Below are 14,412 nucleotides of genomic sequence, written 5' to 3' on the forward strand. Positions count from 1 at the left end.
AAGATAAGAATTCTCTAGTTGTTAAACTTGTTTTATCAAATGTAAATTTATTTGGGTATTGGATTACTTTTGATTATTGTAGTCGAAAATGCCCTCCGATGCGACCGCTGGAACCAAGCGACTGGATGGATTAACTAGCCAACCGTTGTCACAGAGTTGGTGATAAGTTTTGGTAACGGGTACCCAGATCCCTTCACGTAAAATGTCAGCGATGGTGGCCCAAAACAATGGATCACGTTTTTGTTGGCGTGTGACGTTCACTTCAAACTTTTGACCGGTTTCTGTTTCGGCCACAAGGGTAGGGCATTGTGCCACAATAACTTTTGCTGAAATTAAATCACGAGAATCCTTTAACATATCGATCACTCCATTCGAACACAAGATGTTTAGTTCATTTCGATTGCTTTGGAACATGATTAATCATATTGAACGCAACATAAAGAGAGCTTAAAAGCTAGAAAAGAAAAAGTAAAGGGCCGTGGAAAATGGCAAACAAAAAACTGTGAGCACTAAACTCACAGTTTTTATCATACATTAAATATGCACTTATTAAGCTAAGGCACCCATTGGATCCCAAGGCTGTAACATTTTCGGCGCTTGTTCCTGAGCCTTTTGCAGGTTTTCAGGCATGAAGTTTTTGTTAACAACTACTTGGTAGCAGTATTCATCCATCCAGGCATCGCTCATAACAAAGTAACCTTTGTCACCAACTTTATCGCCCCATGAATTTTCAACCTTCCACTTAGTTGGCTTGCCATCGACAAGGTCAACACCAGTCAATACCATGGCGTGAGTCATCAGACTTTCACCGTAGTCCAATCGTTCAGCTTTGCTCATGGAGAAGTCAACGTCGAATAATTCATCCTTAGCGTAAACTTTAGTATCCATGATGCCGTTCTTACGGTCAGAACTTTGACCAACATCACAACCGAACCAAACACTTTGACCGGCTTGTAATTGTGCAATGGCCATTTGTTTGAAGTCTTCCATTGAGACGTTCAAATGTTTAACTTCACGGCCGCCGACAACGTTACCTAACATTTCAACGGTGTAGGTCTTGTTATATTCCTTGTCATCAGTTGGCGCATTGATGATAGAAACGTATTGAGACAGATCCCACTTAACATACTTGTCGTAGAATGTTTTAGGTGTTAAATCGCGATCAATATGGTATTCCTTGTTACTGTCACGGTATTCGAAATCAAACTTAGTGACAGGTTCACCGAAGCTGTAAGATAAGATGCGATAAACTTCTTGTAACTTACGATCTTTCATTTCGTCAATTTCTGCGCGGCTAGCCTTGTTAGCAACCAGTTCACGGAATTCAACGGCATCTTTACGTAACTTCAGGTTTAATAAACTGTTGATTTGACCAGAAGCAGATGAGTTAAAGGTTTCTGGCATTGCAGATTGTGGCACAACCCCATATTTTTCAATGATGGCACAAATCATGTCCCATTGACCACCGTCTTGTTGAGGCGTTTCCATCAAGAAGGCAACTTTACGGTCATCTAATGGCTTGTCGGCCGTATTGATGACATTTTCGTAAAAGTAGTTAGCCTTTTCGAACTTGTCCCAGAAGTAGGTGTAGTTTTGGGATAATTCAAAGTCACCAGGCAGGTTGAAGGTATCCTTCATAGCGTGGCGCATGGTGTTCAATGCGGCAAACATCCAGCAACGCCCACTTTGCTTCTGGTTAGCGACATGACCAGTGTCCAAATCAATGGAAAAGATTGGTGTCATGTTGACATTAGCAATGTCGTCTTGGGCAGTTGCTAGGATACCGTTCTTCTTAACGGCTCGTTCCAAAACAGAGGCGTCCTTGCGTTCTGACAATTCGCTTTCGTAACGGCGAATTTGATCAGGTGTAATTTCAGTACTCAAATGGCTCACTCCTTTTTATATGCATGAAAACAGTATACTGCATTAGAAGAACATTAAAAAGAGGTGAGTGGACGCAAACTAGATTTGTGCTTCCACAGTGGGTAAAGTTGTTAAACGAGAGCTGGGTCATGAAGTTTTTCGTTGTTAAGGCTAGTGCTGGATAACAGATAACATAGGTAGTTACGAAAAAAGACAATCAGCAAAATCGCTGATTGTCTTTTTTCGTGCATATTCAATTAACGGTCCAAGACCATGTCATAAGCGACATTTCGTTCGTCTGGCTGGCCGCCCGTGACGGGCACCAAACCGATGTATGAAAAACCATTCGTTTCGATTACATGTTGCATGCCAAAGTTTTGCGGATGAGTGTCAAGCCGCACGCTCTCAACGTCTGGGTCGAGACGGATCTGTTCCAACATGAGATCAAAGAAATCATGTGTTAGGTGATGACCACGAGATGCTTTAGCCATGGCAACGCGGTGAATAGATACGTAATTTGTTTCTGTGCCAGTTACACGCCATGTGCCATCCGTGATTGCTTCATATGGGTGATCGATACCTTTCACGAGAGAAGCAATCGCTAAAATTGTGCCTTCGTCGTCTTTTAAAGCAACGGTTTCGCCGCGATCAATATCACCAGCGATGACGCTGTCTTCTGGATAACCATCTTGCCATTGGTTGATTCCTTGTTCTGCCAAGAAGTCACGGGCATCAGTAATGATGTCCTTAATTGCTGGTAGGTCGTTCATTTCTGCGAAGTGTAGAGTTACGTTAAGCGTTGATGTTGTCATGAGACTCGCTCCTTTTTATTGGTGACATAACGAGGACAGTTCATTAAACGATATCGAATTTACGTTCAATGGCTTATCTGTGTTATGACACGCGCAATGTGCTGCTAATAGCAGCCAGGTTGATTCACGAGGAATCATGACAGTGACCATATTATGGGTGGGTAACTCCTCATCAGTTACACTTTTCATTGGCTGGTCACTGCCTGATGAAAAGGTCATTTTGTCGACCACGAAGAAGCATTTTACACGGTTTACTTACAAAAGGCTAGTGTTTTGAACATTAATTTTTAACTCATAATTTCAATTATAAAAAGGGCTCCAAAGGCTTACTAAATCAGGGAATGTGAAACTTTCACAACAGTGCACAGAGAACTCTAATCAGATGCTGCTGCAATGTCTGAAAGCAAAGTTGCTAGTCGAAAGATGAAACTGTAAAAAGCATAATCCGTTACGACCTTGTCAACAATCTTGTTGAGTTTGAAATATTTGATAAGAAATGCCACGCACGAGAAGTAATATTTTAGGTACTGAAACAAACAGTACAATAACTCATTATTGTTTAATACATCGTAAATGCTTGCCTCATACATGTTTATCGCTGGTTACTGTGACGCACGGTCTATATTGCGTAACTTTTCAGATCTTTTCTTGAAGAAAGAAGTTTATGCCGACTGATGACATTCATTTAGTGTTGAGCAAATTGGACGAAAATAATGAGTTGAAGTGTTGTTTGAATCGTTTGGTTTTTAAAACACTAATTTATAGACGCAAACCACTCTGGACACATTATTAGGAAGTTTAAATATGGCAAAACAGCAGACCGCTGCACAAATTGTAATTGAAATGATGGATGAAAGTTATCTACGTGATTTTCTCAAAGTTGAGCAACATTTAAAATGCATTGGAAAAAGTCTTGGTGTTGGATGGCGTGGACTATCCTTGCTTAGTCAGATTGCAAAAAATGATCGGATTACTTTAGACGTGTTGGCAAAACAAAATCATATTACCAAGGGCGCAATTTCAACACAAATAAAGACGTTGTTACAATTTGGTTTAATTGAAGTTGAAGTCAGTCCGGATGATCGGCGCCAGCATTTTATTCACCTTACACTCAAGGGGAAACGGGTGATCAAAGAATTAGATGTTCACGAAAAGAAAACGGTCGCAGCGATTCTTGAAAAAATGAGTCTCAAAGAAATCACACAGTTGAGTAAATACTTTGAACACTTTGTGGCTGTGTTAGATCAAAACGTAGAGAACTAAAAATATTGCGTGACCGATCACAATATCAGATCAGTTAATCATTTCGTATTGTGGTGTGTCATTGTTATTAAGGGGACACAGACAGTACTTATTTATTGATTCACTGATTTAACGTTAAGTAAAATCACCTTCGCACAGTAAAACGGACATTCAGATTTTCCCCTGAATGTCCGTTTTACTGTTTATTTGCGGTGCGAATTTTGTAAATGGCTTGTCAAAAATAGCCTATTAACTTAACGTGAAGACAACTTACTTGTCGAGTAAATCGTTTATCCATTCGATGGCTAAAGGTAACCAGTGGGCTACGTGTGGCAAATCTGTCCCTGGTTTCCAGGCGGTAACATTGTTGGCAAGCGCCAAGCCGTGTGGTCCGTGGTTAAAAACATGGAGTTCAAGTGGTAAGTTGTGATTATAACTTTCCTGAACGTACGATAATGTATTTGTTACAGGAACTGCTTGATCTTCGTTAGTAACCCAAGCGAAAACTGGCTTATTTTTCACGGTGACGTGTTGTTCAGCTGCATATTTAGTTGGATCATCAGTCCATTGTGCAATGGTTTTTTCATCCTTGGGAAAACCTAATAATGGGCTGATAACGGGATAACCAAGGATGGCGCCGGCTGGTTCCAACACGCTGGCGGTGGCACCGGTGGCCTCGCTTAACCATGATGAGGACCAGTAATCATTGTAGAGTGCCACAATGTGACCACCAACTGACATCCCAAATGGAATGACAGCGTTGGCATCGATTGGCCAATCAGGATTTTGCTTGAGTTGACTAATCGTTTGACCGAGTTCAACTATCGGTGCTGGCAGTAGGGGTGTGACTTCGCCGACGAAGGAATACCGCAAGTAGACGGCATTGAAACCCTTGGCAAAGAAGGTTAAAGCGACACTTTCAGCTTGTGCTTCAGGAATATGGGTGTATGAACCACCAGGCACAATTACGATAGTTGGAAAAGTGGTTTGACCTTGTTGACCGGGTCGATCTTGCATAAAACCCTTATAATAGCTGTGTTGGTTTAACATTTTTTTGACAATTTGCATGACATTCACCTCGTGTTTATGATAGAGCCCAATGATGACGGAGTGCAACTAATTCATGATGTAACGGCAAAATTGATTGGAAGGTAATGAGGATGGCAATACCATTAAAAACGGCACGTTTAGAGCTACGAAGTATTCGAGAATCTGATTTATCGGCTTTTACTCAAATTGTTGGAAATCCGCGTGTTGCGATGCCAGCAGGTTTTCAGCCGGTTCATAATGAATTTGAAGCACGTTTTTTGATGCGTCAAACATTGGGGCAACGCTGGATTTGGGGCGTTACCCGTCAGGAAGAGGGCCAAATTATTGGTACCGTTGGACTCTACGGCAGAACAGGACATGATGGCGCATTGGTGCACGGTGAACGGGACATTGGCTACATGCTTAACGAAAATTTTTGGGGTCACGGCTATATGCCTGAGGCGGTGATGGCGGTCCTAACTTATGGCTTTGACCAAGGGTTACAAGCAGTGTGGGGATCTTATTTTTCAGACAATGAACGCTCGGCGCGTATTTTTGAGCGGTTTGGTTTTCAATTTGATCATGAGATTCAGCATTCGGCAACTGATTTTTTTGCACCAGGGAAAACAGAGCGTTTTTTTCGGTTAACACCAAATGATTTTGCATTGAATCAGTAAAATGTGGTCGATGTTAATGGTTGAGTTACGTTTATCATTACTGTTTGGTATGCTATGATGGCAGTGGTAAGTTATCTCTATCGTGATAATTAGGTTAGGAAGAAATTATGCAATTAACGAGGGGCTTTGAGCAAGCCGCATGTATTTTAGCGTTACTCGCAACCCAAGATACGAACGTACCCATCACATCTGAAGTCATTCACACTAGATTGGGTGGCTCACAAACTTATATGCGAAAAATCATTCGCAAATTGGTCGTTGCTGGTCTAGTTAGATCCGTGTCTGGTAATCAGGGTGGATTTACGTTGGGGCGTAATTCACGTCAAATTACTGTTTGGGATGCGGTGGTAGCGACAGAGGGCGATATTCAAACATATCCCAATAATGGCTTGATTGATCGGGTGTTCGATGATGTTGAACCACTGGCTAACCGTGGCACACAGGTGTTGACAGATATTTTTGTTGCCGCAGACGAGCAGTATAAACATGTGTTACAAGAAACGTCGGTTCATCGGATTTTGGTCCATATTTTTCAGTCACAAATTATCCCGACTGTTGATTGGAATGAAAGTACGGTGAACTATCCGAATTTCACTGCCAAGCTAAAGGCACTTATCCATGGAGAAAATTAGCGTTTTCTCGGGTAAATAGCTGATTGATTTCATGAATACGCTTTCACTTTTGCTAAAAGCCTTGCAATTTGCGGGGCTTCTTTTTATACTCTGGTTATATCGAATGAAGAGGTTGCGACAATCATGAGTCGCCAAGTTGAGAACGTACAGGTTCTGTAACGCTTGGTTAAAGGGTGCGTCGCCGAAATGAGCTACTGCTGTATCAGTATCTTGTTGGGACGTTGGTGAATAATCAACGAACTGTCGTGGTAAATAAAAACGCCACGGAGCGCTATCTAACGATTGACCAGGATGAATTTGACGGTCGGTTTGTTTAGCGTGTCTTTGTGCATGATAAACAAACCGGCCTTTTATTTATTCAGATTACATCAAGTGCTTCTCTTTAGAAAATGGGAGGAACTCGATATGGCAGAAAATGAGAATCGCGCGGTTCGCCGCGAATTGAAGACGCGACATTTATCAATGATCGCGTTAGGTGGCAGTATTGGAACAGGGTTGTTCGTTGCATCCGGTTCCGCAATTTCAGCAGCTGGCCCTGGCGGTGCTTTGGTTGCTTATGTGGCAATTGGAATTATGGTCTACTTCTTAATGACCAGCTTGGGTGAGATGGCAACATACATGCCACTGACTGGTTCATTTGCGGCATATTCGACTAAGTTCGTGGATCCCGCATTAGGATTTGCGATGGGGTGGAATTACTGGTTTAACTGGGCGATTACGTTAGCCGTGGATGTTTCGACGGCGGCCTTAGTTATGCAATTTTGGTTACCAAACGTACCGGCATGGATTTTTAGCATGATCGCATTAGCAATTATTTTTACTATCAATGCATTATCGGTTCGTTCGTTTGGTGAAACAGAATACTGGATGTCCATTATCAAGGTGGTCACAGTTCTGATTTTCTTAGTCATTGGGACCTTAACGATTTTTGGTATCATGGGCGGTCACGCAACTGGTTTTTCAAACTTGACTTATAAAAAGGCGCCATTTGTTGGCGGTGTGCCAGCATTGCTCTCCGTGTTCGTTGTAGCTGGTTTCTCATTCCAAGGGACTGAATTAATTGGGATTGAAGCTGGTGAAAGTGAAACACCTGAAAAGAGTATTCCCAAGGCGATTCGCCAAGTGTTCTGGCGGATTCTGTTATTCTACATTTTGGCAATCTTTGTTATTGCCTGCATCATTCCTTATACAAGTAAGGATCTGTTGGGTTCAAGTGCCACGGACATTGCCATCAGTCCATTTACGTTGGTCTTCCGTCGGGCAGGGTTAGCTGCGGCCGCTAGTGTGATGAATGCGGTTATCCTAACGTCTGTTATTTCATCAGCTAACTCAGGGATGTATGCTTCCACTCGGATGTTGTATTCCTTAGCAAACGAAGGCTACGCACCAAGCTTCTTTGGTAAGACGAACAAGCGCGGAATTCCTATGGCTTCGTTGGTTGGAACCACAGTTATCGGATTATTAACGTTCTTGACCAGTATCTTTGGGCCAAAGTTATACATGTACCTAGTTGCCGCTTCTGGCTTGACAGGATTCATTGCTTGGTTGGGGATTGCGATTAGCCATTACCGTTTCCGTCGTGCCTTCCTTAAGCAGGGACATCAGTTAAGCGAACTCCGTTACCATGCAAAGTGGTTCCCATTTGGTCCCATTTTGGCGTTTGTGCTGGGGGTCGTCGTCATTGTTGGTCAAAACTTGAAGTCGTTTGCACAACTCGATTTGCAAGCTATCTTGGTAACATACATGAGTGTGCCGCTGTTCCTGATCCTGTGGGGTTATTACAAGATTCGTCACCGGACTCATATCATTCCACTGGACAAGGTTGACTTGACGCCAAAAACAAATGGTGAAAGTTACACGGCTGCTGATGCTTCAGCTGCCTCAGGTGATATTGAAAGTAGCGCAACAGTTGAGACGGTTGCACAAACGGGCAAAAAAACCGCAAGCGCAACGTCAGCAGCTCACGATTTGACGAATGACGAACCGGTAGCACCTAAAAATGATTCGATTAAATAATTGATTGATTTCAAATTGAATTAAATGTGAAACAAAATATAACTCGCTTGGTACGAATACAAAAATTTGTACCGGCGAGTTTTTATTATATTCAAAGCTAAATGTCATCAAATAAATATATTTAATTTTGGTCGGGCACAATATGAAAAGGCTATCTTTGTTAGTATAGCTAGTTTTGATAAAAAATAAGGTTGTCCATTTGGTTATGACAGAAAGATTACGTTTTAATTTGTAAGCTACAATATATGGCGAGATTCTCCGAGCGTGATACAATATGTAGGTAGTTAAAGGATAAACACGTTCTGTCACGGTTGACCACGCATTGTGGTGCGGTTGATAGAGATCAGGGGAGATAAAGACATGATTGTTTTAGCAGGAACGATTGGTGCAGGAAAAACGAGCTTAACTGATTTATTGGCAAGTCACTTACACACACAGGCCTTTTATGAATCAGTGGAAGATAATCCAATTCTGCCATTATTTTACAAGGATCCAAAAAAGTACGCTTTTTTGCTTCAAATTTACTTTTTAAATAAGCGAATGGATTCTATCAAGGCTTCTTTTGCCGATGATGAAAGTGTTATGGATCGTTCAATTTATGAAGATTCATTGCTTTTCCACTTGAATGCCGACCTAGGTCGTTCGACGGAAACAGAAGTTGATATCTATGATTCCTTATTAGAGAACATGATGCAGGAATTGCCGGATGCACCGCATGAAAAGAACCCTGATCTTTTGATCCACATCGACATTTCATTTGATACCATGTTACAAAGAATTCAAAAACGTGGTCGTGAATACGAACAAATTGATAACGATCCTTCATTGTACGAATACTACAAACAATTGAACGATCGTTACACAGCTTGGTACAACAATTATGATCATGGTCCTAAAATGCGCATCGATGGTGATAAGTATGACTTTGTTGAAGATCCAGATGCAGCAAATGCCGTTCTTGCACAAATTGATGCAAAATTGAGCACACTTCAATTGGCGACTGCTTAATTTGGGTTAATAAGGGTTGCACAAGTCTTTTAGTTGCTATAAGCTGTCCATAGACATAAACAGATATTAAACACAGTTGCATTTAGTATTGCGATTAAGAGAGCCGGTGGTTGATGAGAACCGGATCGCAATCATTCCAGCAACGTTTTAAGTGGGCGGTTAATCCCGCACGGCGAAAGTCGTTATGATGTTCGAGAGCACCAGCAATGGTGAACTTGGGTGGTACCGCGAATTCACGTCATTCGTCCCAATTGTGATGGGACGAGTGGCGTTTTTTTGTGAAAAAAATGGAGGTAGTTAGATGCTAGACATTAAACGGATTCGTAATAATCCAGATGAAGCTAAGGAAAAGTTGGCAACGCGAGCGATTAAGCCTGAGCAGATTGACGACGTAATCGCTTTGGATGAACAGCGTCGAGATTTACTCAAACAGACGGAACAGTTAAAAGCTAAACGGAACACGGTTTCGGATGCCATCAGCGTTGCCAAAAGAAATCATGAAGACGCCGATAAACAGATTGCCGAAATGCGCGAAGTCGGTGCTGATATCAAGACGTTAGACACCAAATTGGCTGAGGTATTGGACGAGTTCAACGATAAGATGGCCCGTTTACCAAACTTCCCACACGATTCAGATCCTGTCGGCCCGGACGAAAATTATTCTCGTGAAGACCGTAAAGTGGGCGCTATTCCTCACTTTGATTTTGAACCGAAGGCACACTGGGATATTGGTGAGGCTTTAGGAATTCTAGATTTCAAACGGGCCGCTAAGGTTTCCGGTGCCCGATTTGTTTACTACATGGGCATGGGCGCTAAACTAGAACGTGCCGTTTACAACTTCATGTTGGATCAACATGAAGAAGAGGGATACGAAGAAGTTATTCCACCTTACATGGTAAATGGAGCATCGATGTATGGCACAGGTCAATTTCCTAAGTTCAAGGAAGATGTTTTCCAGATTCAGGACCAGGATTTGACGTTAATTCCAACTGCTGAAGTACCGTTGACGAACTACTACCGCGACGAAGTGCTGGATGAGGCACAACTACCTGTTTATGTGACTGCTTTGACACCAAGTTTCCGTTCTGAAGCAGGTTCTGCTGGTCGTGACACTCGTGGTTTAATTCGGATGCATCAATTCAACAAGGTTGAAATGGTTAAGTACGTTAAGCCAGAAGAGTCATACAAAGAATTGGAAAAGATGACTGGGAACGCTGAAAATATTCTGCAAAAATTAGGCTTGCCATATCACGTCATTACTTTAGCAACAGGTGACATGAGCTTCACAGCAGCTGAAACGCATGACCTTGAAGTTTGGATTCCACATCAAGAAACGTACCGTGAAATTTCCAGTTGTTCTAACTGTGAAGACTTCCAGGCACGTCGAGCACAAATTCGTTACCGTGATGCGGATGGTAAAGTTCACTTGGTCCACACGTTGAACGGTTCCGGTTTAGCTGTTGGTCGGACGGTCGCAGCTATTTTGGAAAATTATCAAAATGAAGATGGATCGGTTACCATTCCGGATGTGCTGGTTCCCTACATGCATGGTGTGACTAAGATTACTAAAGAAAACGCCCACGCAAAGCACGTTGAAGACTAATTGATCTGCAATTTAAACAAACGAATCATGTGATGACTACCATTATGGTGGCCAACATGATTCGTTTTTTATTAGTGTTATTATTGGTTCGTTGGTTGAACTGAGTGTTTTTGAGAAGTTTTAATTGGCTTAATCTTGGCGATTCTGGATTGTGTTCACGTAACGCCGCTATTAACTTCGTTGGTTAACTTGCCAGTGCAATGTGAGCGGAAGAGTGTCAGGATTGAAATCTATAGTGAAGGTGTTGTAAATTCGGTGGGGGTTGCCGAATCTATAACACGAACGAGCTTGAAGACTTGTTCTTTAAGGCTTCAAGTCGAAGTGAAAGACCGGTTTTGGGGTTTGAACTGGTTCCACAATGATTTCAACCCTTACAATCGAACGTGGAAGTTTTCTTCAAACAGAATTTGAACAGTAAGAACTATAGTTAACCACGGTTAATGAAAAATAAATGGCAAAAATTGAAGAAAAATGCGGAACAGTGTTGACAGTTTTTGAGCGTAAATGATATTATCTAATAGTTGTCTGATGAGGGAACAGAATCAGATGCTGCGGATGTGGCGGAATTGGCAGACGCGCTAGATTTAGGTTCTAGTGTCTTTTGACATGGAGGTTCGAGTCCTCTCATCCGCATCATGTTGCCGACTTAGCTCAGTTGGTCAGAGCACCGCTCTAGTAAAGCGGGGGTCGGAGGTTCGAATCCTCTAGTCGGCATGGTTCCATTTGTTTTATTGTTATGCGGAAGTAGTTCAGTGGTAGAACATCACCTTGCCATGGTGGGGGTCGCGGGTTCGAATCCCGTCTTCCGCTTTTCATAACGCTGTTATGAGAATGCACCCATAGCGCAACTGGATAGAGTGTCTGACTACGAATCAGAAGGTTGTAGGTTCGACTCCTACTGGGTGCATCATGATGACCGCTGCCAGGTGCTGGCGGCGGTTATTTTATTTATCGGGACATAGCTCAGCTTGGTAGAGCACTGCGTTCGGGACGCAGGGGTCGCAAGTTCAAATCTTGTTGTCCCGATCATTGTTTAAAACGAACAGTCGTTAGTCAATGTTGACTAGCGGCTGTTTTTTTGACTGTTATTGTTGGCTACAACGTAAAACAAGCTATCGTTTTAGTCGTCAAGTTGCGAAAAATATGGCATGATGAACTTATAGACAGATTGAACATTTGAAAATTAATCATTCAGCCGTGTTGGCAATTGCAATAATTATTGCAGGATATCGGTAATTAGAGGGAGTTCAGTTATTATGAGTGACACAACAGCAATTTTTAACGCCATTGAACAGGCGAAGACAATTATCATCCATCGTCATCAGCGACCTGATCCAGACGCATTAGGATCTCAGTTTGGTCTAAAACTGACTTTACAGCACGCCTTTCCGGGTAAGCAGATATTTGCGGTTGGAACGATTCCGGATGATCTTGGTTGGTTAGGCCAGTCAGACACCGTTTCGGATGATCAATACGCGGATGCGTTAGTGATTACCGTTGATACGGCCAATACCGAGCGCATCGACGATGACCGGTTCGATCAAGGCCGACAACTCGTTAAAATTGACCACCATCCTAATGATGATAATTATGGTGACTTATCATGGGTGTTGTCGGACGCATCCAGTACCTCGGAATTAATTGTCGATTTTATTGATGCACATCAAGAAACGCTTAGTTTGACACGTGATGCGGCATTGCTGTTTTATGCAGGAATAGTGGGCGACACAGGTCGGTTCTTGTATCCGGCTACTAGTGCACACACTTTCGCCGTTGCCAGTGAATTGTTGGCAACCGGGATTGACGCTGCTGAAGTGGGGCGTCACGAAAATGAGTTGAGTCGTGGTCTCGGTCATTTGATGGGGGGTGTCTTGGCTAATATTGAAATTGACGACTTTGGTGCCGCACATTATGTGATATCACAGGCTCAGTTGGCTTCTCTTTCATTGGCAGCCAGTGAGGTTCAGCCACTAGTGTCGACTCCCGGTCGCTTGGCTGATGTTCGGGCTTGGTTATTATTTGTGGAGAATCCTGACGGTAGTTACCGAGTTCACTTACGTTCCAAAGGACCAGCAGTAAACGAATTGGCGAAGGCACATCATGGTGGTGGTCACGATTTAGCTAGTGGAGCGAATGCTGCAGATCAACAGGAAGTTGACGACATGATTGCGTCTTTGAGCAAGCTGATGCAGCAATGGCAACAAACGCATTAAGCGGTTGCCTTGTTAAGAATACTAATAATTTATAATAATCATTTTCTTGATAGCTGTATATTTAGGAACTGATTAGTTGGTCGAAAATTGATGCCATGTTACTTTAGGATTAAAGCGTCCTAGGAAGTGATGGCTGTGGATATTAAACATGAACATGCGGTAACCGTTTTTGATGAGTGGCTGACGGTCAAACGAAAGGATCGTCGTCATTTTCGTTTGATTCGTCACTTAGCATACTTAGATGGAATTATGACCGGCGAAGGGGTGGTGCCAGCTGTTGAAGACTTGGCGGCGGCCCAGGCGGTTAGTCAATTGGATAATTCAGAGTTTTTGCAATGTCTGATGAAATTACCGTATCGGCGCCAAGTATTGACAGGTGATGGCGAAGACGTGTTAGCTTGGTTTGATCATGCCGAAAAAACGGCGCACAGCCATCTATTTAGTAATATTGGATTGTTAATGGAAATTGTCTTGGATGAAGAGGCTGGCCACTCAGTCCAACAATGGGATTCAGCCACAATTGCGACTGCTCACCAGTTAGCAGAATTATCTAACGATCAGCTACTAACAGTAATTAGTCAGTTAGCAAGTGCGAAAAGCCAAGCAAAGTTAGCAGAGAGCCGACGTGTAAATCATCGTCAGCATGATCACCGTCTTCATTTGCACGGCCAGATTGAACCCGCTAATGATCCGCGACAAATTTAATGTCATTGAGTTGGTAAATGTAAAAAAGTTTCAACTAGACGAGCTGTGTTATTAATTAGTCATCGGCAATCGATGTGATTGATATCATGGCTCTTTCATGTGGACGACGGGGAATGTTCCGTGCACTCGTGAGCTACTCGCTTTGTGTTAACTGTTAATTCATGGTTATAATAAGTCAGTATGTTCAAAAAGGGGATGGTCAGAATGAATCAGAAGGCGAAACGTGCAACTGTTGCTGTTTGGTTACTGATGATCTTGTGTGTGATTTTATTGACGATTTGGCCGGCCATTCACTACATTACAGTCGCTAGTTTATGGCGGTGGTGGCTAGCTGTTGCAGTTTATAGCGTGGCCTTTGGCATTGGCTGGTACAAACGAAACCAGCGTATTGGTCGCTTCATTTTATCGATTACGGTTGCCTTAGCCGTAGTATTCGGACTATTTGTGCTACTGGTGGCACTTTTCGCTGAAGCGGGGTTAGTCCGGTATTTCGTTGGTCTCATTGCACTACTTGAAATTATTGCCGGTATTGTTTGGTATTCAGTTGTGTACGAACGTCATAACCGACTGAAGAATCGCCATTGGGATGCTTAATTTCTATGCCCAATGACC

At 42.6% G+C, this 14,412-nt stretch carries 13 protein-coding genes, 5 tRNA genes and 1 riboswitch; of the genes, 14 read left to right on the forward strand and 4 right to left on the reverse strand.

Annotated features, from left to right (window positions below):
* Nucleotides 1-63: 63 nt before the first annotated feature.
* From GB993_RS01730 to GB993_RS01740, 3 genes are all read right to left on the reverse strand, one after another.
* The gene (locus GB993_RS01730; RefSeq protein WP_161002862.1) at nucleotides 64-357 is read right to left on the reverse strand and encodes a hypothetical protein; all 294 of its coding nucleotides are present in this window, start codon (nucleotides 355-357) and stop codon (nucleotides 64-66) included.
* Nucleotides 358-549: 192 nt separating this feature from the next.
* Nucleotides 550-1,872: a C1 family peptidase gene (locus tag GB993_RS01735; RefSeq protein WP_431188874.1), complete on the reverse strand. Its 1,323-nt coding sequence runs from the start codon at nucleotides 1,870-1,872 to the stop codon at nucleotides 550-552.
* 248 nt (nucleotides 1,873-2,120) lie between these two features.
* A complete protein-coding gene (locus GB993_RS01740; RefSeq protein WP_161002864.1) occupies nucleotides 2,121-2,675 on the reverse strand; it encodes a GNAT family N-acetyltransferase in 555 nt (184 codons plus the stop codon).
* Nucleotides 2,676-3,479: 804 nt separating this feature from the next.
* On the opposite strand from GB993_RS01740, the gene GB993_RS01745 reads away from it, so the two are divergent.
* Entirely contained in the window at nucleotides 3,480-3,938 is a 459-nt protein-coding gene (locus tag GB993_RS01745; RefSeq protein WP_161002865.1) for a MarR family winged helix-turn-helix transcriptional regulator, read from the forward strand.
* A gap of 249 nt (nucleotides 3,939-4,187) precedes the next feature.
* On the opposite strand, the gene GB993_RS01750 is transcribed toward GB993_RS01745, so the two are convergent.
* On the reverse strand, nucleotides 4,188-4,985 hold the full coding sequence (locus GB993_RS01750) for a lp_1002 family arylesterase (protein ID WP_161002866.1): 798 nt from the start codon (nucleotides 4,983-4,985) through the stop codon (nucleotides 4,188-4,190).
* Nucleotides 4,986-5,077: 92 nt separating this feature from the next.
* Between GB993_RS01750 and GB993_RS01755 the strand changes: the two genes are divergently transcribed.
* From GB993_RS01755 to GB993_RS01815, 13 genes are all read left to right on the forward strand, one after another.
* Nucleotides 5,078-5,623, forward strand: coding sequence for a GNAT family N-acetyltransferase (locus tag GB993_RS01755; RefSeq protein ID WP_161002867.1), 546 nt, complete (start codon nucleotides 5,078-5,080; stop codon nucleotides 5,621-5,623).
* A 107-nt stretch (nucleotides 5,624-5,730) separates the two neighbouring features.
* Nucleotides 5,731-6,255, forward strand: coding sequence for an Rrf2 family transcriptional regulator (locus GB993_RS01760; protein ID WP_161001028.1), 525 nt, complete (start codon nucleotides 5,731-5,733; stop codon nucleotides 6,253-6,255).
* 98 nt (nucleotides 6,256-6,353) lie between these two features.
* A riboswitch (Lysine riboswitch) is annotated at nucleotides 6,354-6,537 on the forward strand.
* 123 nt (nucleotides 6,538-6,660) lie between these two features.
* Nucleotides 6,661-8,271, forward strand: coding sequence for an amino acid permease (locus GB993_RS01765; RefSeq protein ID WP_161002868.1), 1,611 nt, complete (start codon nucleotides 6,661-6,663; stop codon nucleotides 8,269-8,271).
* A gap of 360 nt (nucleotides 8,272-8,631) precedes the next feature.
* A complete protein-coding gene (locus tag GB993_RS01770; protein WP_017262628.1) occupies nucleotides 8,632-9,279 on the forward strand; it encodes a deoxynucleoside kinase in 648 nt (215 codons plus the stop codon).
* A gap of 301 nt (nucleotides 9,280-9,580) precedes the next feature.
* Entirely contained in the window at nucleotides 9,581-10,882 is a 1,302-nt protein-coding gene (gene serS, locus GB993_RS01775; RefSeq protein WP_161002869.1) for a serine--tRNA ligase, read from the forward strand.
* 551 nt (nucleotides 10,883-11,433) lie between these two features.
* Nucleotides 11,434-11,515 (forward strand) — tRNA-Leu (locus tag GB993_RS01780).
* A 7-nt stretch (nucleotides 11,516-11,522) separates the two neighbouring features.
* Nucleotides 11,523-11,596 (forward strand) — tRNA-Thr (locus tag GB993_RS01785).
* 24 nt (nucleotides 11,597-11,620) lie between these two features.
* Nucleotides 11,621-11,692 (forward strand) — tRNA-Gly (locus tag GB993_RS01790).
* A 23-nt stretch (nucleotides 11,693-11,715) separates the two neighbouring features.
* Nucleotides 11,716-11,789, forward strand: a tRNA-Arg gene (locus tag GB993_RS01795).
* Nucleotides 11,790-11,834: 45 nt separating this feature from the next.
* A tRNA-Pro gene (locus GB993_RS01800) sits at nucleotides 11,835-11,908 on the forward strand.
* Between the two features lie 230 nt (nucleotides 11,909-12,138).
* Nucleotides 12,139-13,095, forward strand: coding sequence for a DHH family phosphoesterase (locus GB993_RS01805; protein WP_161002870.1), 957 nt, complete (start codon nucleotides 12,139-12,141; stop codon nucleotides 13,093-13,095).
* 135 nt (nucleotides 13,096-13,230) lie between these two features.
* Nucleotides 13,231-13,800, forward strand: coding sequence for a hypothetical protein (locus GB993_RS01810; protein WP_161002871.1), 570 nt, complete (start codon nucleotides 13,231-13,233; stop codon nucleotides 13,798-13,800).
* A 204-nt stretch (nucleotides 13,801-14,004) separates the two neighbouring features.
* Nucleotides 14,005-14,394, forward strand: a complete 390-nt coding sequence (locus GB993_RS01815) for a hypothetical protein (protein WP_161002872.1) — start codon at nucleotides 14,005-14,007, stop codon at nucleotides 14,392-14,394.
* Nucleotides 14,395-14,412: the final 18 nt, after the last annotated feature.

It is taken from the genome of Furfurilactobacillus milii, assembly GCF_009864005.1.
Classification (GTDB): domain Bacteria; phylum Bacillota; class Bacilli; order Lactobacillales; family Lactobacillaceae; genus Furfurilactobacillus; species Furfurilactobacillus rossiae_B.

Excerpts from the sequence above, each read along its gene's own strand:
- GB993_RS01730 (WP_161002862.1), bottom strand. The coding sequence starts at position 357 with ATGTTAAAGGATTCTCGTGATTTAATTTCAGCAAAAGTTATTGTGGCA.
- GB993_RS01740 (WP_161002864.1), bottom strand. The coding sequence starts at position 2,675 with ATGACAACATCAACGCTTAACGTAACTCTACACTTCGCAGAAATGAAC.
- GB993_RS01745 (WP_161002865.1), top strand. The coding sequence starts at position 3,480 with ATGGCAAAACAGCAGACCGCTGCACAAATTGTAATTGAAATGATGGAT.
- GB993_RS01750 (WP_161002866.1), bottom strand. The coding sequence starts at position 4,985 with ATGCAAATTGTCAAAAAAATGTTAAACCAACACAGCTATTATAAGGGT.
- GB993_RS01755 (WP_161002867.1), top strand. The coding sequence starts at position 5,078 with ATGGCAATACCATTAAAAACGGCACGTTTAGAGCTACGAAGTATTCGA.
- GB993_RS01760 (WP_161001028.1), top strand. The coding sequence starts at position 5,731 with ATGCAATTAACGAGGGGCTTTGAGCAAGCCGCATGTATTTTAGCGTTA.
- GB993_RS01765 (WP_161002868.1), top strand. The coding sequence starts at position 6,661 with ATGGCAGAAAATGAGAATCGCGCGGTTCGCCGCGAATTGAAGACGCGA.
- GB993_RS01770 (WP_017262628.1), top strand. The coding sequence starts at position 8,632 with ATGATTGTTTTAGCAGGAACGATTGGTGCAGGAAAAACGAGCTTAACT.
- serS (WP_161002869.1), top strand. The coding sequence starts at position 9,581 with ATGCTAGACATTAAACGGATTCGTAATAATCCAGATGAAGCTAAGGAA.
- GB993_RS01805 (WP_161002870.1), top strand. The coding sequence starts at position 12,139 with ATGAGTGACACAACAGCAATTTTTAACGCCATTGAACAGGCGAAGACA.
- GB993_RS01815 (WP_161002872.1), top strand. The coding sequence starts at position 14,005 with ATGAATCAGAAGGCGAAACGTGCAACTGTTGCTGTTTGGTTACTGATG.